The 14,046-nt window shown below is 61.1% G+C and carries 12 protein-coding genes; 4 read left to right on the top strand and 8 right to left on the bottom strand.

Features of this window, described 5'->3' with window-relative positions; translation table 11 throughout:
- Positions 1-87: 87 nt before the first annotated feature.
- Together M8Q45_RS14945 and M8Q45_RS14940 are read right to left on the bottom strand one after the other, a co-directional pair.
- Positions 88-840, bottom strand: coding sequence for an anti-sigma factor family protein (locus M8Q45_RS14945; RefSeq protein ID WP_249875383.1), 753 nt, complete (start codon positions 838-840; stop codon positions 88-90).
- The gene (locus tag M8Q45_RS14940) at positions 837-1,343 is read right to left on the bottom strand and encodes a sigma-70 family RNA polymerase sigma factor (RefSeq protein ID WP_249875382.1); all 507 of its coding nucleotides are present in this window, start codon (positions 1,341-1,343) and stop codon (positions 837-839) included. The genes M8Q45_RS14945 and M8Q45_RS14940 overlap by 4 nt, the downstream gene beginning before the upstream one ends.
- Positions 1,344-1,508: 165 nt before the next feature.
- Here M8Q45_RS14940 and M8Q45_RS14935 point away from each other — a divergent pair, with 165 nt between their 5' ends.
- Together M8Q45_RS14935 and M8Q45_RS14930 are read left to right on the top strand one after the other, a co-directional pair.
- A complete protein-coding gene (locus tag M8Q45_RS14935; RefSeq protein ID WP_249875381.1) occupies positions 1,509-2,588 on the top strand; it encodes a catalase family peroxidase in 1,080 nt (359 codons plus the stop codon).
- Positions 2,585-3,121, top strand: coding sequence for a cytochrome b (locus tag M8Q45_RS14930; RefSeq protein WP_249875380.1), 537 nt, complete (start codon positions 2,585-2,587; stop codon positions 3,119-3,121). The genes M8Q45_RS14935 and M8Q45_RS14930 overlap by 4 nt, the downstream gene beginning before the upstream one ends.
- 220 nt (positions 3,122-3,341) lie before the next feature.
- Here the strand turns inward: M8Q45_RS14930 and M8Q45_RS14925 are convergent, their stop codons facing one another.
- On the bottom strand, positions 3,342-4,493 hold the full coding sequence (locus M8Q45_RS14925) for a M14 family metallopeptidase (protein ID WP_249875379.1): 1,152 nt from the start codon (positions 4,491-4,493) through the stop codon (positions 3,342-3,344).
- 494 nt (positions 4,494-4,987) lie between these two features.
- On the bottom strand, positions 4,988-5,329 hold the full coding sequence (locus tag M8Q45_RS14920; protein WP_249875378.1) for a DUF6124 family protein: 342 nt from the start codon (positions 5,327-5,329) through the stop codon (positions 4,988-4,990).
- A gap of 128 nt (positions 5,330-5,457) precedes the next feature.
- Between M8Q45_RS14920 and M8Q45_RS14915 the strand changes: the two genes are divergently transcribed.
- On the top strand, positions 5,458-6,105 hold the full coding sequence (locus M8Q45_RS14915) for a LexA family protein (protein WP_249875377.1): 648 nt from the start codon (positions 5,458-5,460) through the stop codon (positions 6,103-6,105).
- 30 nt (positions 6,106-6,135) lie between these two features.
- Here M8Q45_RS14915 and M8Q45_RS14910 read toward each other — a convergent pair whose 3' ends face one another.
- The 4 genes from M8Q45_RS14910 to M8Q45_RS14895 all read right to left on the bottom strand — a co-directional run bounded on the left by M8Q45_RS14910 (position 6,136) and on the right by M8Q45_RS14895 (position 11,780).
- A complete protein-coding gene (locus M8Q45_RS14910) occupies positions 6,136-8,085 on the bottom strand; it encodes an acetyl/propionyl/methylcrotonyl-CoA carboxylase subunit alpha (protein WP_249875376.1) in 1,950 nt (649 codons plus the stop codon).
- A complete protein-coding gene (locus M8Q45_RS14905) occupies positions 8,082-8,900 on the bottom strand; it encodes a gamma-carboxygeranoyl-CoA hydratase (protein ID WP_249875375.1) in 819 nt (272 codons plus the stop codon). Before M8Q45_RS14905 ends, M8Q45_RS14910 begins: the two co-directional genes overlap by 4 nt.
- A gap of 14 nt (positions 8,901-8,914) precedes the next feature.
- Positions 8,915-10,519, bottom strand: a complete 1,605-nt coding sequence (locus M8Q45_RS14900) for a carboxyl transferase domain-containing protein (RefSeq protein ID WP_249875374.1) — start codon at positions 10,517-10,519, stop codon at positions 8,915-8,917.
- Between the two features lie 97 nt (positions 10,520-10,616).
- Complete coding sequence (locus tag M8Q45_RS14895) at positions 10,617-11,780, bottom strand: isovaleryl-CoA dehydrogenase (protein WP_249875373.1); 1,164 nt, start codon at positions 11,778-11,780, stop codon at positions 10,617-10,619.
- Between the two features lie 187 nt (positions 11,781-11,967).
- Between M8Q45_RS14895 and M8Q45_RS14890 the strand changes: the two genes are divergently transcribed.
- Positions 11,968-13,665, top strand: a complete 1,698-nt coding sequence (locus M8Q45_RS14890; protein ID WP_249875372.1) for an AMP-binding protein — start codon at positions 11,968-11,970, stop codon at positions 13,663-13,665.
- Positions 13,666-14,046: the final 381 nt, after the last annotated feature.

Genomic DNA, 14,046 nt, shown 5'->3' with positions numbered 1-14,046 from the left:
GTGTCAGCCAGATCACTTCCAACTGAACCACCGCTATCGTCGGATCGCCGCCCGGAGCAAGCTCGCTCCCACAGGGGATAATGGTGGTCAGAAATTCAAGGTCTGCTTGAGCTTCTGCGCCGTCGGCGTATCGCTCGGAATGACCATCGCATAGTTGTACCCAGGCCCGGACCAATACTCGGCTTGCAATTCGCCATCGCGCCGACTGCCACGGGGCAGCAGGAAATTCCTTGGACCCGGTGGGCGAATATAGAAGCTGATCTTCTGGCCGCTCGGATCCTGATAGACCACCATCGCCGCCGCGCCTTGTTCAGTGCTGAGCAATCGTCCGCTGACCGGCTTGAAGCCCGCCGCCGAGAGGTCCGGCAAACGGTCGGCCTGGGTGAAGTAGCGGTCGAGCCAGCCTTGCATGCCGTGTTCGTCGCCCGTCTGGTAATCGGCCGGGAGCACGCCTTGCTGGGCAATCAGTCGGTACGCCTGCAACGCGTCAGCCATGGGCGCTGCTGCGCTGAGCAGGGTCATTTGCCGGGCCTGCCAGCCGCCCAATCCACCGACACCGACGGCCAGCATCAAGACCGCTGCGCTGGCGAGATGGCGGCGCGTACGATGTTTCATGCGTTGACGGATGACGGTCGGGTCGAGGCTGGGATTAAGCGGTTGCTGCAAGGTTGCGCTCAGGGTAGCGCGCAAATGCTGCGCGTCCTGCTGCCAGGCTCGTACACGCTTGGCGACGGCGGGGTGGCTGGCCAGGTAGGTTTCCACCTGGCGCCGGTCGGCTTCGCTCAGTTGGTGATCGACGTAGGCGTGCAGATCGTTGTCGCTGGGGGGCATGCTGATCATTTGAGTATTCGCAGGGCAGGGCGGGCGATTTCGCCTTCGCTGAGTTGACGCAACGCCTGGCGCGCGCGGGACAGGCGCGACATCACGGTACCGGTCGGGATGCCCAGGATGTCGGCGACTTGCTGGTAGCTCAGGCCTTCAACCGATACCCACAGCAGCAGCGCGCGCTGTTCGGCAGGCAGTTGATCGAAAGCCTGGAGGGATGATTGGGCAATGACGCTGCGCTCGGCGGACGGGTGTGCATCGTCGCGCCCGGTGAAGAATTCCAGCATGCGCGCGTACCGCCGGGAACGGCGATGGGCGTCGAGAAATTGCCGGTAAAGGATTGAAAACAGCCAGGCCCGCAGATCGCCCTCCGGGCGTTTGTCGTTCCATTTCGACAAGGCCCGTTCCAGGCAGGCCTGAACCAGGTCATCGGCATTGCTGGGATTGCGCGTCAGCGACACGGCAAAACGTCTAAGCCGCGGGATGAGCAGGCGCAACTGGTCGTCGAGTTCGTTCATGGGGGCATGGCTTCGTGGGTCCGTCGCTGCTTGTGACTGGAAAGACGATCCTGGAACGAGATTATTCCAGCGTAGGAAAAATAAATACGACGCGAGGGAATAAACCCATCGTGCTTTCGTCTGACGGGTCCTTTCCACAAATGGCCCTGTGCCTCGGAGTCTCCTATGGTTGACCCTTCTCCTGAACGTCGGCCGCCGCTGAGCGCCGCCAGCCTGACATTGCGCCTGACGGGCATTGCCGTCGTCGTTGCGGCGCTGGCCGGAGCATTTGCCTACGTCAATGGTACCCTTGACCCACAACGCCTGACGCCGAAAGCGTTGGTCAATGTCCTGGAAACAAACAACGGAGTCCATGCCGGTTTCCGGCGCAATCACTCCAAAGGTGTCTGCGTGGCCGGTTACTTTGAAAGCAGCGGCGAGGCGCGCGCCTACTCCAGCGCACAGGTGTTCAACGATGCGCGGACGCCGGTGGTTGGGCGTTTCGCGCTGCCCAGCGGCAACCCTTACGCACCGGACGGCAGTGTGCCGATCCGAAGCCTGGCATTGCGCTTCACCCAGGCCAACGGACAGCAATGGCGCACAGGCATGAACAGCATGCCGGTGTTCCCGGTGGGGACGCCCGAGGCGTTCTACCAGTTTCAGCAGGCTCAATCGCCGGATCCGACCACGGGCAAGCCGAACCCTGCGGCCGTGCCGGCATTTTTTGCCGCGCATCCCGAGGCGATGCCGTTCCTGCAATGGATCAAGACGGCCAAGCCATCGGCCAGCTACGCCACCGAAACCTACAACGGGATCAATGCCTTCTATCTGGTCAATCCTGCCGGGCAACGCCAGGCCGTGCGCTGGGGTATGGTGCCGATGAGCCAGGACGCGGCGGACGCGACCCCAGCCCAAGGCGCCGATTTTCTTGAACAGGACCTGGGCAAACGCCTGGCGGCCGGCCCCTTGCGCTGGCGGCTGGACCTCACCTTGGCCAACCCGGGCGATCCGGTCAACGACGCCAGCAAGGCCTGGCCCAGCGACCGCAAGGTGATCAACGCCGGTACCTTGGTCCTGGAGAGCACCCAGGCTCAGGACAATGGCGAATGCCGTGACATCAACTACGACCCGCTGATCCTGCCCAGTGGTATCGAAGGCTCCGATGATCCGCTGCTGGCCGCGCGCTCGGCGGCCTATGCCAGTTCTTATTTGCGACGCACCAGCGAAGTCAGCCAATTGCCTGCCACCCAGGAGTCTCGCCAATGAACGCGCCTCGACATTTCGCACCGTTGGCTCGGCTGCTGCATTGGCTGATGGCCTTGATGATCATCGCCATGCTGTTCATCGGCGCAGGCATGGTTGCCTCAGTGTCCGAGCGCCATGAATGGTTGCTCCAACTGCACAAGCCCTTGGGCATTGCGATCCTGTTGCTGGTGATTGTCCGGCTGGTGGTGCGCTTTACCACGCGAACACCGCCATTGCCGGCCGACCTGCCGGGCTGGCAGGCATTGGCGGCCAAAGCCTCGCACGTCTTGTTGTACGCCTTGATGGTGGTCTTGCCATTGTTGGGCTGGAGCATGATTTCGGCGGCGGGCGACCCGGTGATGCTCAGCGAGTCGCTTCGCTTGCCTTCCATCCTGCCGGCAGATGCCCAGGCCTTTGCACTGCTGCGCAAGGCCCATGGCTACCTGGCCTATCTGCTCTTCCTGACGGTACTGGTGCATCTGGCTGCGGCGCTGTTCCACGGGTGGGTGCGCCGGGATGAGGTGTTGGACAGTATGTTGCGGGGCGAGCGTTGATCCTGTGAACCTGCGACCCGTGGCGAGGGCGCTGGCTCCCGCTCGGCCCTGTAGGAGTTGACGAGCGAAGCGAGGCTGCGATCTTTGCGCTGCCCATTGATTCCGGGGCGCAGGATCAAGATCAAAGGATCGTCCGAACGCGGCCCGAGGCTTCGCCAGCGCCTACAGAACCGAGCGGGAGCGAGCGCCCTCGCCACAGGGGCCGGGTGTTTGAGTGACCTCAGCGCAACTCGTCGACCATCGCCTCAATGGTGCTCAAGACATCCTTGCCCAGTTGCATCGAACGTTTGCCGGACCAGCCAGTGTGGGGGTTCGGATGGTCGTTATGGTCCTTGAATGGCATTTCCAGGGTCAGGGACAGGCAGTCGTATTTCTGGCCGACGGCGTTGCAGGCCAGGGTCATGTTGGCCTGGCCTGGTTCGTCACGTGTGTAGCCGTAGGTCGTCTGGAAGTCCTTGGTCTGGTGCTTGAGGTGGCTGCGAAAACGCTCTTCGAGATCGGCGATCCGTGGCGTATACCCCGGATTGCCTTCGCAACCGGCGGTGAAGACGTGGGGGATTTCTTCATCGCCGTGAATGTCGAGGAACAGGTCGACGCCATATTTTTCCATCTGCTGCTGTACGAAAAATACCTCAGGGCTGATTTCCGGGTTGGCATTCTGCCAAGCCCGGTTCAGGTCCTGTCCCATCGCGTTCGTGCGCAGATGCCCGTGGAACGCACCGTCCGGATTCATGTTGGGCACCAGGTACAGGTCGGCCTTGGCGAGCAATCGGTTCAGTTGTGTATCGTCCTGGTGCTGGAGGCGTTCGATGACCCCCTCCATGAACCATTCGGCCATGTGCTCGCCGGGATGCTGCTGCGCAATGATCCAGATCTTTCGGCGCCCCTCGGCACCGCTGCCCTTGCGCAGCAAGGGAATGTCACGGCCTTCGACGCTTTTGCCGGTGGCCAGCAGTTCGGTACCGGCCTTGTGTTGCGCTTGCTCGATCAGCCAATCGTGACGGCCCCGGCTGTAGGGTTCGAAATAGGCGAACCACGCGTGAGGCTGTTCGGCTTCCAGATGAAAGCGCAGGGCATCGCCTTCGAATTGCGTAGGAATACGGAACCAGTTGACGTGGTCGTAGGACGCGACAGCCTGATAGCCGGTCCAGGCCTTGTTATAGGAGGACTGGCTGGCATTGAGCAGGCGAAAGGAATATTCCTGGCCGACGTGCAAGCCGCTGGCCTTGAAGTGGAACCACTGGAAATGCGCGCTGCGGGTGTCAGGCCGAATCTTCAGCAGCGATTGCAGAGGGTTGCTGATGTCTACGACTTCAATGTTGCCGCTGTCAAAACTGGCGCTGATATCGAAGGAGGATTTAGCCACGGTCACGGTTCCTGCAGAGGATTTTTGTGCCGTTACTTTACACTCAAGGCAGGGGAAACCGGGACGATTTGCATCGATGACAAGAGGGGGCGCCCTCCCTGGACGCAGAAGCAGAGTAGAGTCTCGCTGGCCGATTCTCAAGTGCTGCCTGTCGCGGGTTTGTCAGCGGGAGGGCGCAGGGACTTTTGCAGGCGGATGGGCATTTGCTATCATCGCCAACATTGAGATCAACACCCTCCAAAAGACTTCATTAGCCTGAAGCCATAAGCCGAAAAATCGGCAAAAAAAGACCCGGCAAAAAGCCGGGTCAAAAACCGTGATTAGCCTGATGAGGAGATATGCCAGAAGTCCGACCTAAGGTCTTCTGGCCTATCGACTGATCTCGCGATCAGTTGTTGCAATAATAATCATTATCATTTGCAAGTCAAATGATTTTATCGCATCGATTGGAAAATTTTTTCCCGTGGGCCGCATTCGTGGCGCCATTCCGCGCGCAACGCCTAGCGAGTAGGGTACCCGTCAAGGGATCGGTCCAGCATGACCTTGACCAGATCAATCATGTGCACCACAGAAAATGCCAGGTCACGGTTCGAACCGTTCAGTCGATTGGCAGATTCGTGGGCAGTGGCCGCGGCGCAGCGCAGCAGGTCGCAAGCGTGGACCAAGGCTTCTTCGCCGCTGATGTTACGGTTCACGTCGAAAAAGCGCTGCTCGGCCTGGGTTGTTGCAACACTTGGTTTCAAGTAGTAATCCAAGGCGCGTTGGGCCGCCGGGCAATCCTGAAACGATGGGAAAGCCGGGTCCAGGGAAGTGACGGGTTCGTGTTTGTTGGGCGTGTCCATTTGTCGAGTGACTCCGTGTGATGTGAAATCCTGTGCTCCCAGCTTAGTACGCAGCGTAATTGTGACGACAATTTAAATACTACAATTTGTGTTTTGATGGGCGTGGTCATCCACGTATCGTGCCGCTCATGGATAAATGGATAGAGTTGGTCAAGGCCAAGATGAAGGAGCTGCACATCACGCAAGTGGTGCTTGCAGAGCGTTTGGGGATGTCACAGGGCGGTATCGGCCATTGGCTGACCAAGCGCCGGCAGCCCAGTCTTGAAGACATGAACCGGGTGCTGAAGGAACTGGGGCTCGAGTTTCTCGAGGTGGCCATGGTGATCCGCGAGCCGGACACCTCCACGGACGAGGGCATGGCCCTGGCGCAGAAGTACAACCCGTACTTCCGCTATCCGATCAGCGAATGGCACGACATCGGCACCGTTCGTGAAGGCGATCTCGCTGACTACGGACCGTCGCGCTATGAGTTGACGGACTACCACGCCCAGGGAGATGCGTTCTGGCTGGTGGTGGTGGGGGATGCGATGACCGCGCCGAGTGGGCTCAGTATTCCGGAGGGAATGTCGATCCTGGTTGATCCGGCGATCGAGGCGGTGCCCGGTAAGCTGGTGATCGCCCAACTGCCTGGCAGCAGCGATGCGACTTTTCGCAAACTGATTGAAGAGAGCGGCCGGCAATACCTGGTTCCGCTCAATCCTACTTACCCGAAAAGCTTGTACACCGAGCAATGCCGAATCATCGGCGTGGTCGTGCAAGCAACCATCAGGTTCTGAACCGGATCGGCCCGGACAACGGGCCGATGCCTATTCTTCCAGCGCCACCAGCACGCTGCCCTCGCTGACCATCTCACCTTCGTGGCAATACAACGCCGTGACCACGCCGGCCTTGGGCGCACGGATGCTGTGCTCCATTTTCATCGCCTCCAGCACAACGAGTTGTGCGCCGGCTTCCACCGTCTGGCCGGCACTTACCAACACCCGCACGATACTGCCGTTCATGGGCGCAACCAGGCTGCCATGAGGGTTGTGACTGGCCTCGGCGGCGGCCAACGGGTCGTATGACTCGACGCGATGCAGATCACCCTGCCATTGCAGGTAGAGGCTGTCGCCCTGGCGAAGCACGCGGTGGCCGCAACGAACGCCATTACGCTCGATCACCAAATGCTCCCCCTTGAGTTCGGCGCAAAGGGTGGCACTGTCCAACGTCACCGCGCGATCCTGACCTTCACAGCTCAGATGCAGGGCGGTTTCCCGTGGCAGTCCGAGGCGCAGCCCACCGGTGTTGCTCCAGGGAGAATTCGCGTCATCGGCGCGGACGTGCGGCGGGAGGCTCAGGGCGAAGGCCTGGGCGGCCGCGTGCCAGAAGTCGTCATCCAATTCGCCTGGCTCGGGCAGCAGTTGCGCCTGGTAACGCGGGATAAATCCAGTGTCCAGTTCCGCCGCGGCAAACGCCGGGTGACCGACGATGCGCCGAAGGAATCCGATATTGGTCTTCAGACCGCCGATGGCGAACTCGTCGAGCATCGCCAACAGGCGCAAACGGGCCTGCTCGCGGTTCTCGCCCCAAGCGATCAGCTTGCCAAGCATCGGGTCGTAGAAAGACGAAATCTCGTCATCTTCTTCAACGCCGCTGTCGACCCGCCGCCCTTCGCCTGCAGCGGATTCGCGATACAACGCCAGGCGCCCGGTGGCGGGGAGAAAATCATTGGCCGGGTCTTCGGCATAGAGCCGTACTTCGATGGCATGTCCCCGCAGCGGTACTTGCTCTTGCGTGATGGGCAGCGGCTCGCCGAGGGCGACGCGGATCTGCCAGGCGACCAGGTCCAGTCCGGTGATCGCTTCAGTGACCGGATGCTCGACCTGCAGCCGGGTGTTCATTTCCATGAAGAAAAACTCACCCCGCGCGTCCAGCAAAAACTCCACCGTGCCCGCGCCGACATAGCCGATCGCCTGGGCCGCACGCACGGCGGCTTCGCCCATGGCCTGGCGCAATTGCGGGCTGAGGCCGGGCGCAGGCGCCTCCTCGACGACCTTCTGATGGCGACGCTGGATCGAGCAATCGCGCTCGTTGAGGTACAGGCAATTGCCGTGTTGGTCGGCAAATACCTGGATTTCCACGTGGCGTGGCTTGAGCAGGTATTTCTCCACCAGCATGCGCGCATCGCCGAACGACGATTGCGCCTCACGCTGCGCCGAAGCCAAGGCTTCGGCCAGTTGGCTGACGTCTTCCACGACTTTCATGCCTTTGCCGCCGCCACCCGCGGTTGCCTTGAGCAACACCGGGTAGCCGATGCGTTCGGCGGCGGCGCGGAAGGTTTCCAGATCCTGGGCTTCACCGTGGTAGCCGGGCACCAACGGCACGCCAGCGGTTTCCATCAAGGCCTTGGCGGCGGATTTGCTGCCCATGGCGTCGATGGCCGAGGCGGGAGGACCCAGAAAGATCAGCCCGGCTTTTTCGATGGCCCTGGCGAACCCTGCGTTCTCGGAAAGGAAACCGTAGCCAGGATGAATCGCCTGGGCACCGCTGGCCTGGGCCGCGGCGATCAATTTGTCGATTTGCAGATAACTGTCGGCGGCCTTGCTGCCGCCCAGGTCGACGCAGATATCGGCTTCACGGCAATGACGCGCATTACGGTCCGTGGCGCTGTGCACGGCGACGGTGGCCAGGCCCATGGCCTTGGCGGTGCGCATGACGCGGCAAGCGATTTCACCGCGGTTGGCCACCAGTAGAGAGGTAAGGGCAGGGGCGCTCATCGACGCGGCTCCTTGTTGTCTGATTCGGCTTGCCAGTTCGGCGGCCGTTTTTGCAGGAAAGCTCGCAAGCCCTCCTGGCCTTCGGGGCTGACGCGTATCCGGGCGATGGCGTTCTCGGTGTAGCGCCGCAACGCCGGGGTGAGTGCACCGTTGCCGACCTCACGGAGCAGTTCCTTGCTGGCGCGCATGGCCGCCGGACTGTTGAGCAGCAAATTGTCGATCCAGTGCTGGAGTTGATCGTCCAACGCCCCGACCGGGTAACTTTCCGACAGCAATCCAATCTCTTTCGCACGTTGTCCGCCGAAGCGCTCCGCAGTCAGGGCGTAGCGTCGCGCCGCGCGTTCGCCAATGGCCTGCACCACGAACGGGCTGATCACCGCAGGCGCTAGGCCAATCCGCACTTCAGACAGGCAAAACTGCGCTTCGTCGGCGCCGATGGCCATGTCGCAGGCACTGATCAGGCCCAGTGCACCGCCAAACGCGGCACCTTGGACGACAGCCAATGTAGGAATCTTCAGTTTGGCGAGGTTGTACATCAGCTCCGCCAGTTCCCGGGCGTCGTCGAGGTTGGTGTGGTAATCGAGTTCGGCGGACTGTTGCATCCAGGCCAGGTCGGCGCCGGCGCTGAAGTGTTTGCCGCGGCCACGGAGCAACAGGAAGCGCAGGGTCGGGTCGTTGCCGACCTCGTCCAAGGCAAGAATCAACTCGCGGATCATCTCGGCGTTGAACGCGTTGTTCTTTGACTCGCGGCTGAGCCACAGGGTGGCAAAGCCGCGTGGGTCGGTGTGCAGTTCGAGGGTGTTGTAATGATTCATGGGCATTTCCCCGGTTACATCCTGAACACGCCGAAGCGGCTCGATTCGATGGGCGCGTTCAGCGACGCGGACAAGGCCAGGCCCAGTACATCGCGGGTCTGCGCCGGGTCGATGACGCCGTCGTCCCACAGCCGCGCGCTGGAATAATAGGGGTGCCCCTGTTCCTCGTATTGATCGAGAATCGGCTGCTTGATCTCGGCTTCCTGGGCGGCACTGAACGGCTGTCCGCCGCGTTCGGCCTGTTCGCGCTTGACTTGCACCAGCACGCCGGCGGCTTGTTCGGCGCCCATCACGCCGATCCGCGCATTCGGCCACATCCACAGGAACCGTGGATCGTAGGCACGGCCGCACATGCCGTAATTGCCCGCGCCGAAACTGCCTCCAATGATCACGGTGAATTTCGGCACCCGGGCGCAGGCCACGGCGGTCACCAGTTTTGCGCCGTGCTTGGCGATTCCGCCGGCTTCGTATTTCTGGCCGACCATGAAGCCGGTGATGTTTTGCAGGAACAGCAGGGGAATCCCACGCTGGCATGCCAGTTCGATAAAGTGCGCGCCTTTCTGCGCGGCCTCGGCGAACAGGATGCCGTTGTTGGCGAGGATGGCGATCGGGTAACCGTGCAGGTGGGCGAAGCCACACACCAGGGTCGTTCCGAAGAGCGCCTTGAATTCGTCGAATACCGAGCCGTCGACGAGGCGTGCTATGACTTCCCGCACATCGAACGGTTGCTTGGCGTCGGCCGAAACCACGCCGTACAGTTCGTCGCCCGAGTACAGCGGGGCGATGGGCGCACGCTGCTGCAGCTCGCCGAGTTTGCGCCAGTTGAGGTTGGCGACGCTGCGGCGGGCCAATGCCAAGGCGTGCTCATCGCTGTCGGCGTAGTGGTCAGCCACGCCGGAGATCTTGCAGTGCACATCGGCGCCGCCCAGGTCCTCGGCGCTGACCACTTCGCCGGTGGCGGCTTTTACCAAGGGCGGGCCGGCGAGGAAGATCGTCGCCTGCTGGCGAACCATGATTGCCTCGTCCGCCATTGCCGGCACATACGCGCCACCGGCGGTGCAGGAGCCCATGACTATGGCAATCTGCGGGATACCCTGGGCACTCATGTTGGCCTGATTGAAAAAGATCCGGCCAAAGTGCTCACGGTCGGGAAACACTTCGTCCTGGCGCGGCAGGTTGGCGCCGCCGGAATCCACCAGATAGATACAGGGAAGGCGGTTCTGTTGGGCGATGGCCTGGGCGCGCAGGTGTTTTTTCACGGTCAGCGGATAATACGAGCCGCCTTTGACCGTCGCGTCGTTGGCGACAATCATGCACTCGATACCTTCCACGCGACCGATGCCGGCGATCACACCGGCTGCCGGCACCTCTTCTCCATAGACTTCGTAAGCCGCCAGCGGACTGATTTCCAAGAACGGCGAGCCTGGGTCCAGCAAGCGATTGATGCGCTCGCGCGGGAGCAGTTTGCCCCGCGATGTGTGCCGCTCCTGGGCCTTGGGCCCGCCGCCTTGCTGGACATGAGCGAGCAAGGTGCGCAAGGCCTCGACTTGTCCGAGCATCGCATCGCGATTGGCGATGAACTCCGGTGAGCGAGCGTTGAGCTGAGTGTGCAGAATCATGGCTACTCCGTAGCAGCTTTGAGCCTCAAGCCATAAGCTTCAAGCCAGCGCGCAATGTTCTTGGCGCTCGAAGCTTGTCGCTTGTAGCTGACGAAATTCATTTCGTTTCGTTGAACAGTTCGCGGCCAATCAACATGCGACGGATCTCACTGGTGCCGGCGCCGATTTCGTACAGCTTGGCGTCACGCAAGAGACGGCCAGCCGGGAATTCGTTGATGTAGCCGTTGCCGCCCAGTATCTGTATCGCATCAAGGGCCATTTGCGTGGCGCGCTCGGCGCTGTAGAGGATCACCCCCGCAGCGTCCTTGCGGGTGGTTTCACCGCGCTCGCACGCCTGCGCCACTGCGTACAGATAGGCGCGACTGGCGTTGAGCTGGGTGTACATGTCGGCGACTTTGCCTTGGATCAGCTGGAACTCGCCGATGCTCTGGCCGAACTGCTTGCGGTCGTGGATGTACGGGACGATCAGGTCCATGCACGCCTGCATGATGCCGGTCGGTCCGCCGGACAAGACCACGCGCTCGTAGTCGAGGCCGCTCATCAACACTTTCACGCCGCCGTTGAGCACGCCGAGGATATTTTCCTCAGGCACTTCGACGTCATCGAAAAACAACTCGCACGTGTTCGAGCCACGCATGCCGAGCTTGTCGAACTTGTTGCTGCGGCTGAAGCCTTTCCAGTCGCGCTCGACGATGAACGCGGTGATGCCATGCGGGCCTTTTTCCAGGTCGGTCTTGGCGTAGATGACGTAGGTGTTGGCGTCAGGACCGTTGGTGATCCAGGTCTTGCTGCCGTTGAGCACGTAGTGGTCGCCACGCTTGTCGGCCCGAAGCTTCATCGAAACCACGTCGGAGCCGGCGTTCGGTTCGCTCATGGCGAGGGCGCCGATATGCTCGCCGCTGATCAGTTTGGGCAGGTACTTGCTCTTCTGCTCATGGTTGCCGTTGCGGTTGATCTGATTGACGCACAGGTTGGAGTGGGCGCCGTAGGAGAGGGCGACCGAGGCCGAGCCGCGGCTGATTTCTTCCATGGTGACGACATGGGCCAGATAGCCCAGGCCGGCGCCGCCGTACTCTTCGGGGACGGTGATGCCCAGCAGGCCCATGTCACCGAACTTGCGCCACATGTCGGCGGGGAACAGGTTGTCGATGTCGATCTGTGCAGCCCGAGGTGCCAGCTCTGCCTTGACGAAGGACTGCACCTGGTCGCGCAACATATCGATGGTTTCGCCGAGGGCAAAATTCAGGGAGGGGTAGCTCATGGGACACCTTTTGGATTTTTTGTCGGGTCTGGGGAGCTGCGTGGCGGCTCTCACCTTTACGTTAACGTAAGCTTGTGACGAATGGCTGTCAATCGCTCTTTACGTTAACGTCAACTTGGGCGAGAGTAAGGCCGCTCTTGCATGAGATTCACCGATACACCCATTAATAAAAACAAGAGGGCGCGTCATGGATCAACCCGGTTCTCACCCGCAACTCAGCTACACCCGCGGTTCCCAGGCCAAGGCCTTGCTCGCGCAGACCATCGGCCAGGCGTTCGACCAGACTGTCGACCAATTCCCTGACAGCGAGGCGCTGGTGGTTCGTCACCAGTCACTGCGCTACAGCTGGCGAGAACTGGCCGAAGCGGTCGATCTGCACGCCCGGGCCTTCCTGGCGCTGGGCTTGCAGGTCGGCGATCGCCTCGGTATCTGGGCACCGAATTGCGCACAGTGGTGCATCAGCCAGTTCGCCAGCGCGAAGATCGGCGTGATCCTGGTCAACATCAACCCGGCGTATCGCGCCTCCGAACTGGAGTACGTGCTCAAGCAATCCGGTTGCCAATGGCTGGTGTGCGCGGGGTCGTTCAAGACCTCGGATTACCACGCCATGTTGCAAGCGCTGGTACCGGAGCTGGCCGAGCAGTCGATCGGGCAATTGCGAAGCGAGCGCCTGCCGGACTTGCGTGGTGTGATCAGCCTCGATTCGCCGCCGCCCTCGGGCTTTTTGCCCTGGTCGCAGATGGCCGCCCTCGGCGCTGCGGTGTCGCCGGGGCAACTGGCCGAGCGCCAGGGAAGCCTGCATTTCGATCAGCCGGTGAATATCCAGTACACCTCAGGCACCACGGGATTTCCCAAGGGTGCGACCCTCAGCCACCACAACATCCTCAACAACGGTTACATGGTCGGCGAAAGCCTGGGCCTGAGCGTTGACGATCGGCTGGTGATCCCGGTGCCGTTGTATCACTGCTTCGGCATGGTCATGGGCAACCTGGGGTGCGTGACGCACGCCAGCACCATGATCTACCCCAGCGATGCCTTCGACCCCTTACTGACCCTGCGTACCGTGGCCGAGGAAAAAGCCACGGCGCTGTATGGCGTTCCCACGATGTTCATCGCCATGCTCGACCAGCCACAGCGAGGGGATTTCGACCTGTCCAGCCTGCGCACCGGAATCATGGCTGGGGCCACTTGTCCCATCGAGGTGATGCGGCGGGTCATCAGTGAGATGCACATGGCTGAGGTGCAGATTGCCTACGGCATGACGGAAACCAGCCCGGTGTCGTTGCAGACCGGTCCCGCGGATGAGCTGGAATTGCGCGTGACCACCGTGGGACGGACCCAGCCGCAACTGGAAAGCAAGATCATCGACGCGGCGGGCGATATCGTCCCCCGCGGGACCATCGGGGAATTGTGTACGCGGGGCTACAGCGTAATGCTCGGCTATTGGAACAATCCCAAGGGCAGCGCCGAGGCGATCGATTCGCAAGGCTGGATGCACACCGGCGATCTCGCGATCATGGACGAGCAGGGCTACGTGCGCATCGTCGGGCGTAACAAGGACATGATCATCCGCGGCGGAGAGAATGTTTATCCCCGCGAGCTGGAAGAGTTCTTCTTCACCCATCCCGCGGTGGCCGATGTGCAAGTGATCGGTATTCCGTGCTCGCGTTATGGCGAGGAGATCGTCGCGTGGATCAAATTCCATCCCGGCCACAGTGCCACCGAGCAGGAACTGCAGGCCTGGTGCAGGGAGCGCATTGCCCACTTCAAGACACCGCGTCATTTCAAGTTCGTCGAAAATTTTCCGATGACGGTCACCGGTAAGATCCAGAAATTTCGCATGCGTGAAATCAGCATTGAAGAACTGCGCGGTAACGAAGGCTGAGCAAGATCCCCTGTGGGAGCGAGCTTGCTCCGGGCGGCGATCCGACGAAAGCGGTGTACCAGGCAATATATAGATGTCGACTGTGCCGCCGTCTTCGCGAGCAAGCCCGCTCCGACACAAAACCAAATCCCGGACAGCACAAAGGGGAGCCGAAGCTCCCCTTTAATTTTGTCGTCGCGTGCTCTTTTTTTATTATTGAGGGGCGGCCTGTTGTTGTTTTTGGCAGCCGTGGCCCTTTACCGCTGTTTTTGGCGATCCCCATCCGGGATCAAGAGCAAACGTATTTTTTTGAGCGCTGATCTGCTTTTTCGCCTGGCGATCCAACCGATTCGGGAGCTACCTGAAGGTAGTTTTATTGTTCTCTGCCCGGTTGCGGGTTGC

Origin of the sequence: Pseudomonas sp. T1.Ur (genome assembly GCF_023516725.1) — a bacterium.
Lineage (GTDB): Bacteria > Pseudomonadota > Gammaproteobacteria > Pseudomonadales > Pseudomonadaceae > Aquipseudomonas > Aquipseudomonas alvandae.
This window is presented reverse-complemented; position numbering and strand designations above follow the sequence as displayed.

Coding starts and splice junctions, on each gene's coding strand:
- M8Q45_RS14945 (WP_249875383.1), bottom strand. CDS start 840: ATGATCAGCATGCCCCCCAGCGACAACGATCTGCACGCCTACGTCGAT.
- M8Q45_RS14940 (WP_249875382.1), bottom strand. CDS start 1,343: ATGAACGAACTCGACGACCAGTTGCGCCTGCTCATCCCGCGGCTTAGA.
- M8Q45_RS14935 (WP_249875381.1), top strand. CDS start 1,509: ATGGTTGACCCTTCTCCTGAACGTCGGCCGCCGCTGAGCGCCGCCAGC.
- M8Q45_RS14930 (WP_249875380.1), top strand. CDS start 2,585: ATGAACGCGCCTCGACATTTCGCACCGTTGGCTCGGCTGCTGCATTGG.
- M8Q45_RS14920 (WP_249875378.1), bottom strand. CDS start 5,329: ATGGACACGCCCAACAAACACGAACCCGTCACTTCCCTGGACCCGGCT.
- M8Q45_RS14915 (WP_249875377.1), top strand. CDS start 5,458: ATGGATAAATGGATAGAGTTGGTCAAGGCCAAGATGAAGGAGCTGCAC.
- M8Q45_RS14910 (WP_249875376.1), bottom strand. CDS start 8,085: ATGAGCGCCCCTGCCCTTACCTCTCTACTGGTGGCCAACCGCGGTGAA.
- M8Q45_RS14905 (WP_249875375.1), bottom strand. CDS start 8,900: ATGAATCATTACAACACCCTCGAACTGCACACCGACCCACGCGGCTTT.
- M8Q45_RS14900 (WP_249875374.1), bottom strand. CDS start 10,519: ATGATTCTGCACACTCAGCTCAACGCTCGCTCACCGGAGTTCATCGCC.
- M8Q45_RS14895 (WP_249875373.1), bottom strand. CDS start 11,780: ATGAGCTACCCCTCCCTGAATTTTGCCCTCGGCGAAACCATCGATATG.
- M8Q45_RS14890 (WP_249875372.1), top strand. CDS start 11,968: ATGGATCAACCCGGTTCTCACCCGCAACTCAGCTACACCCGCGGTTCC.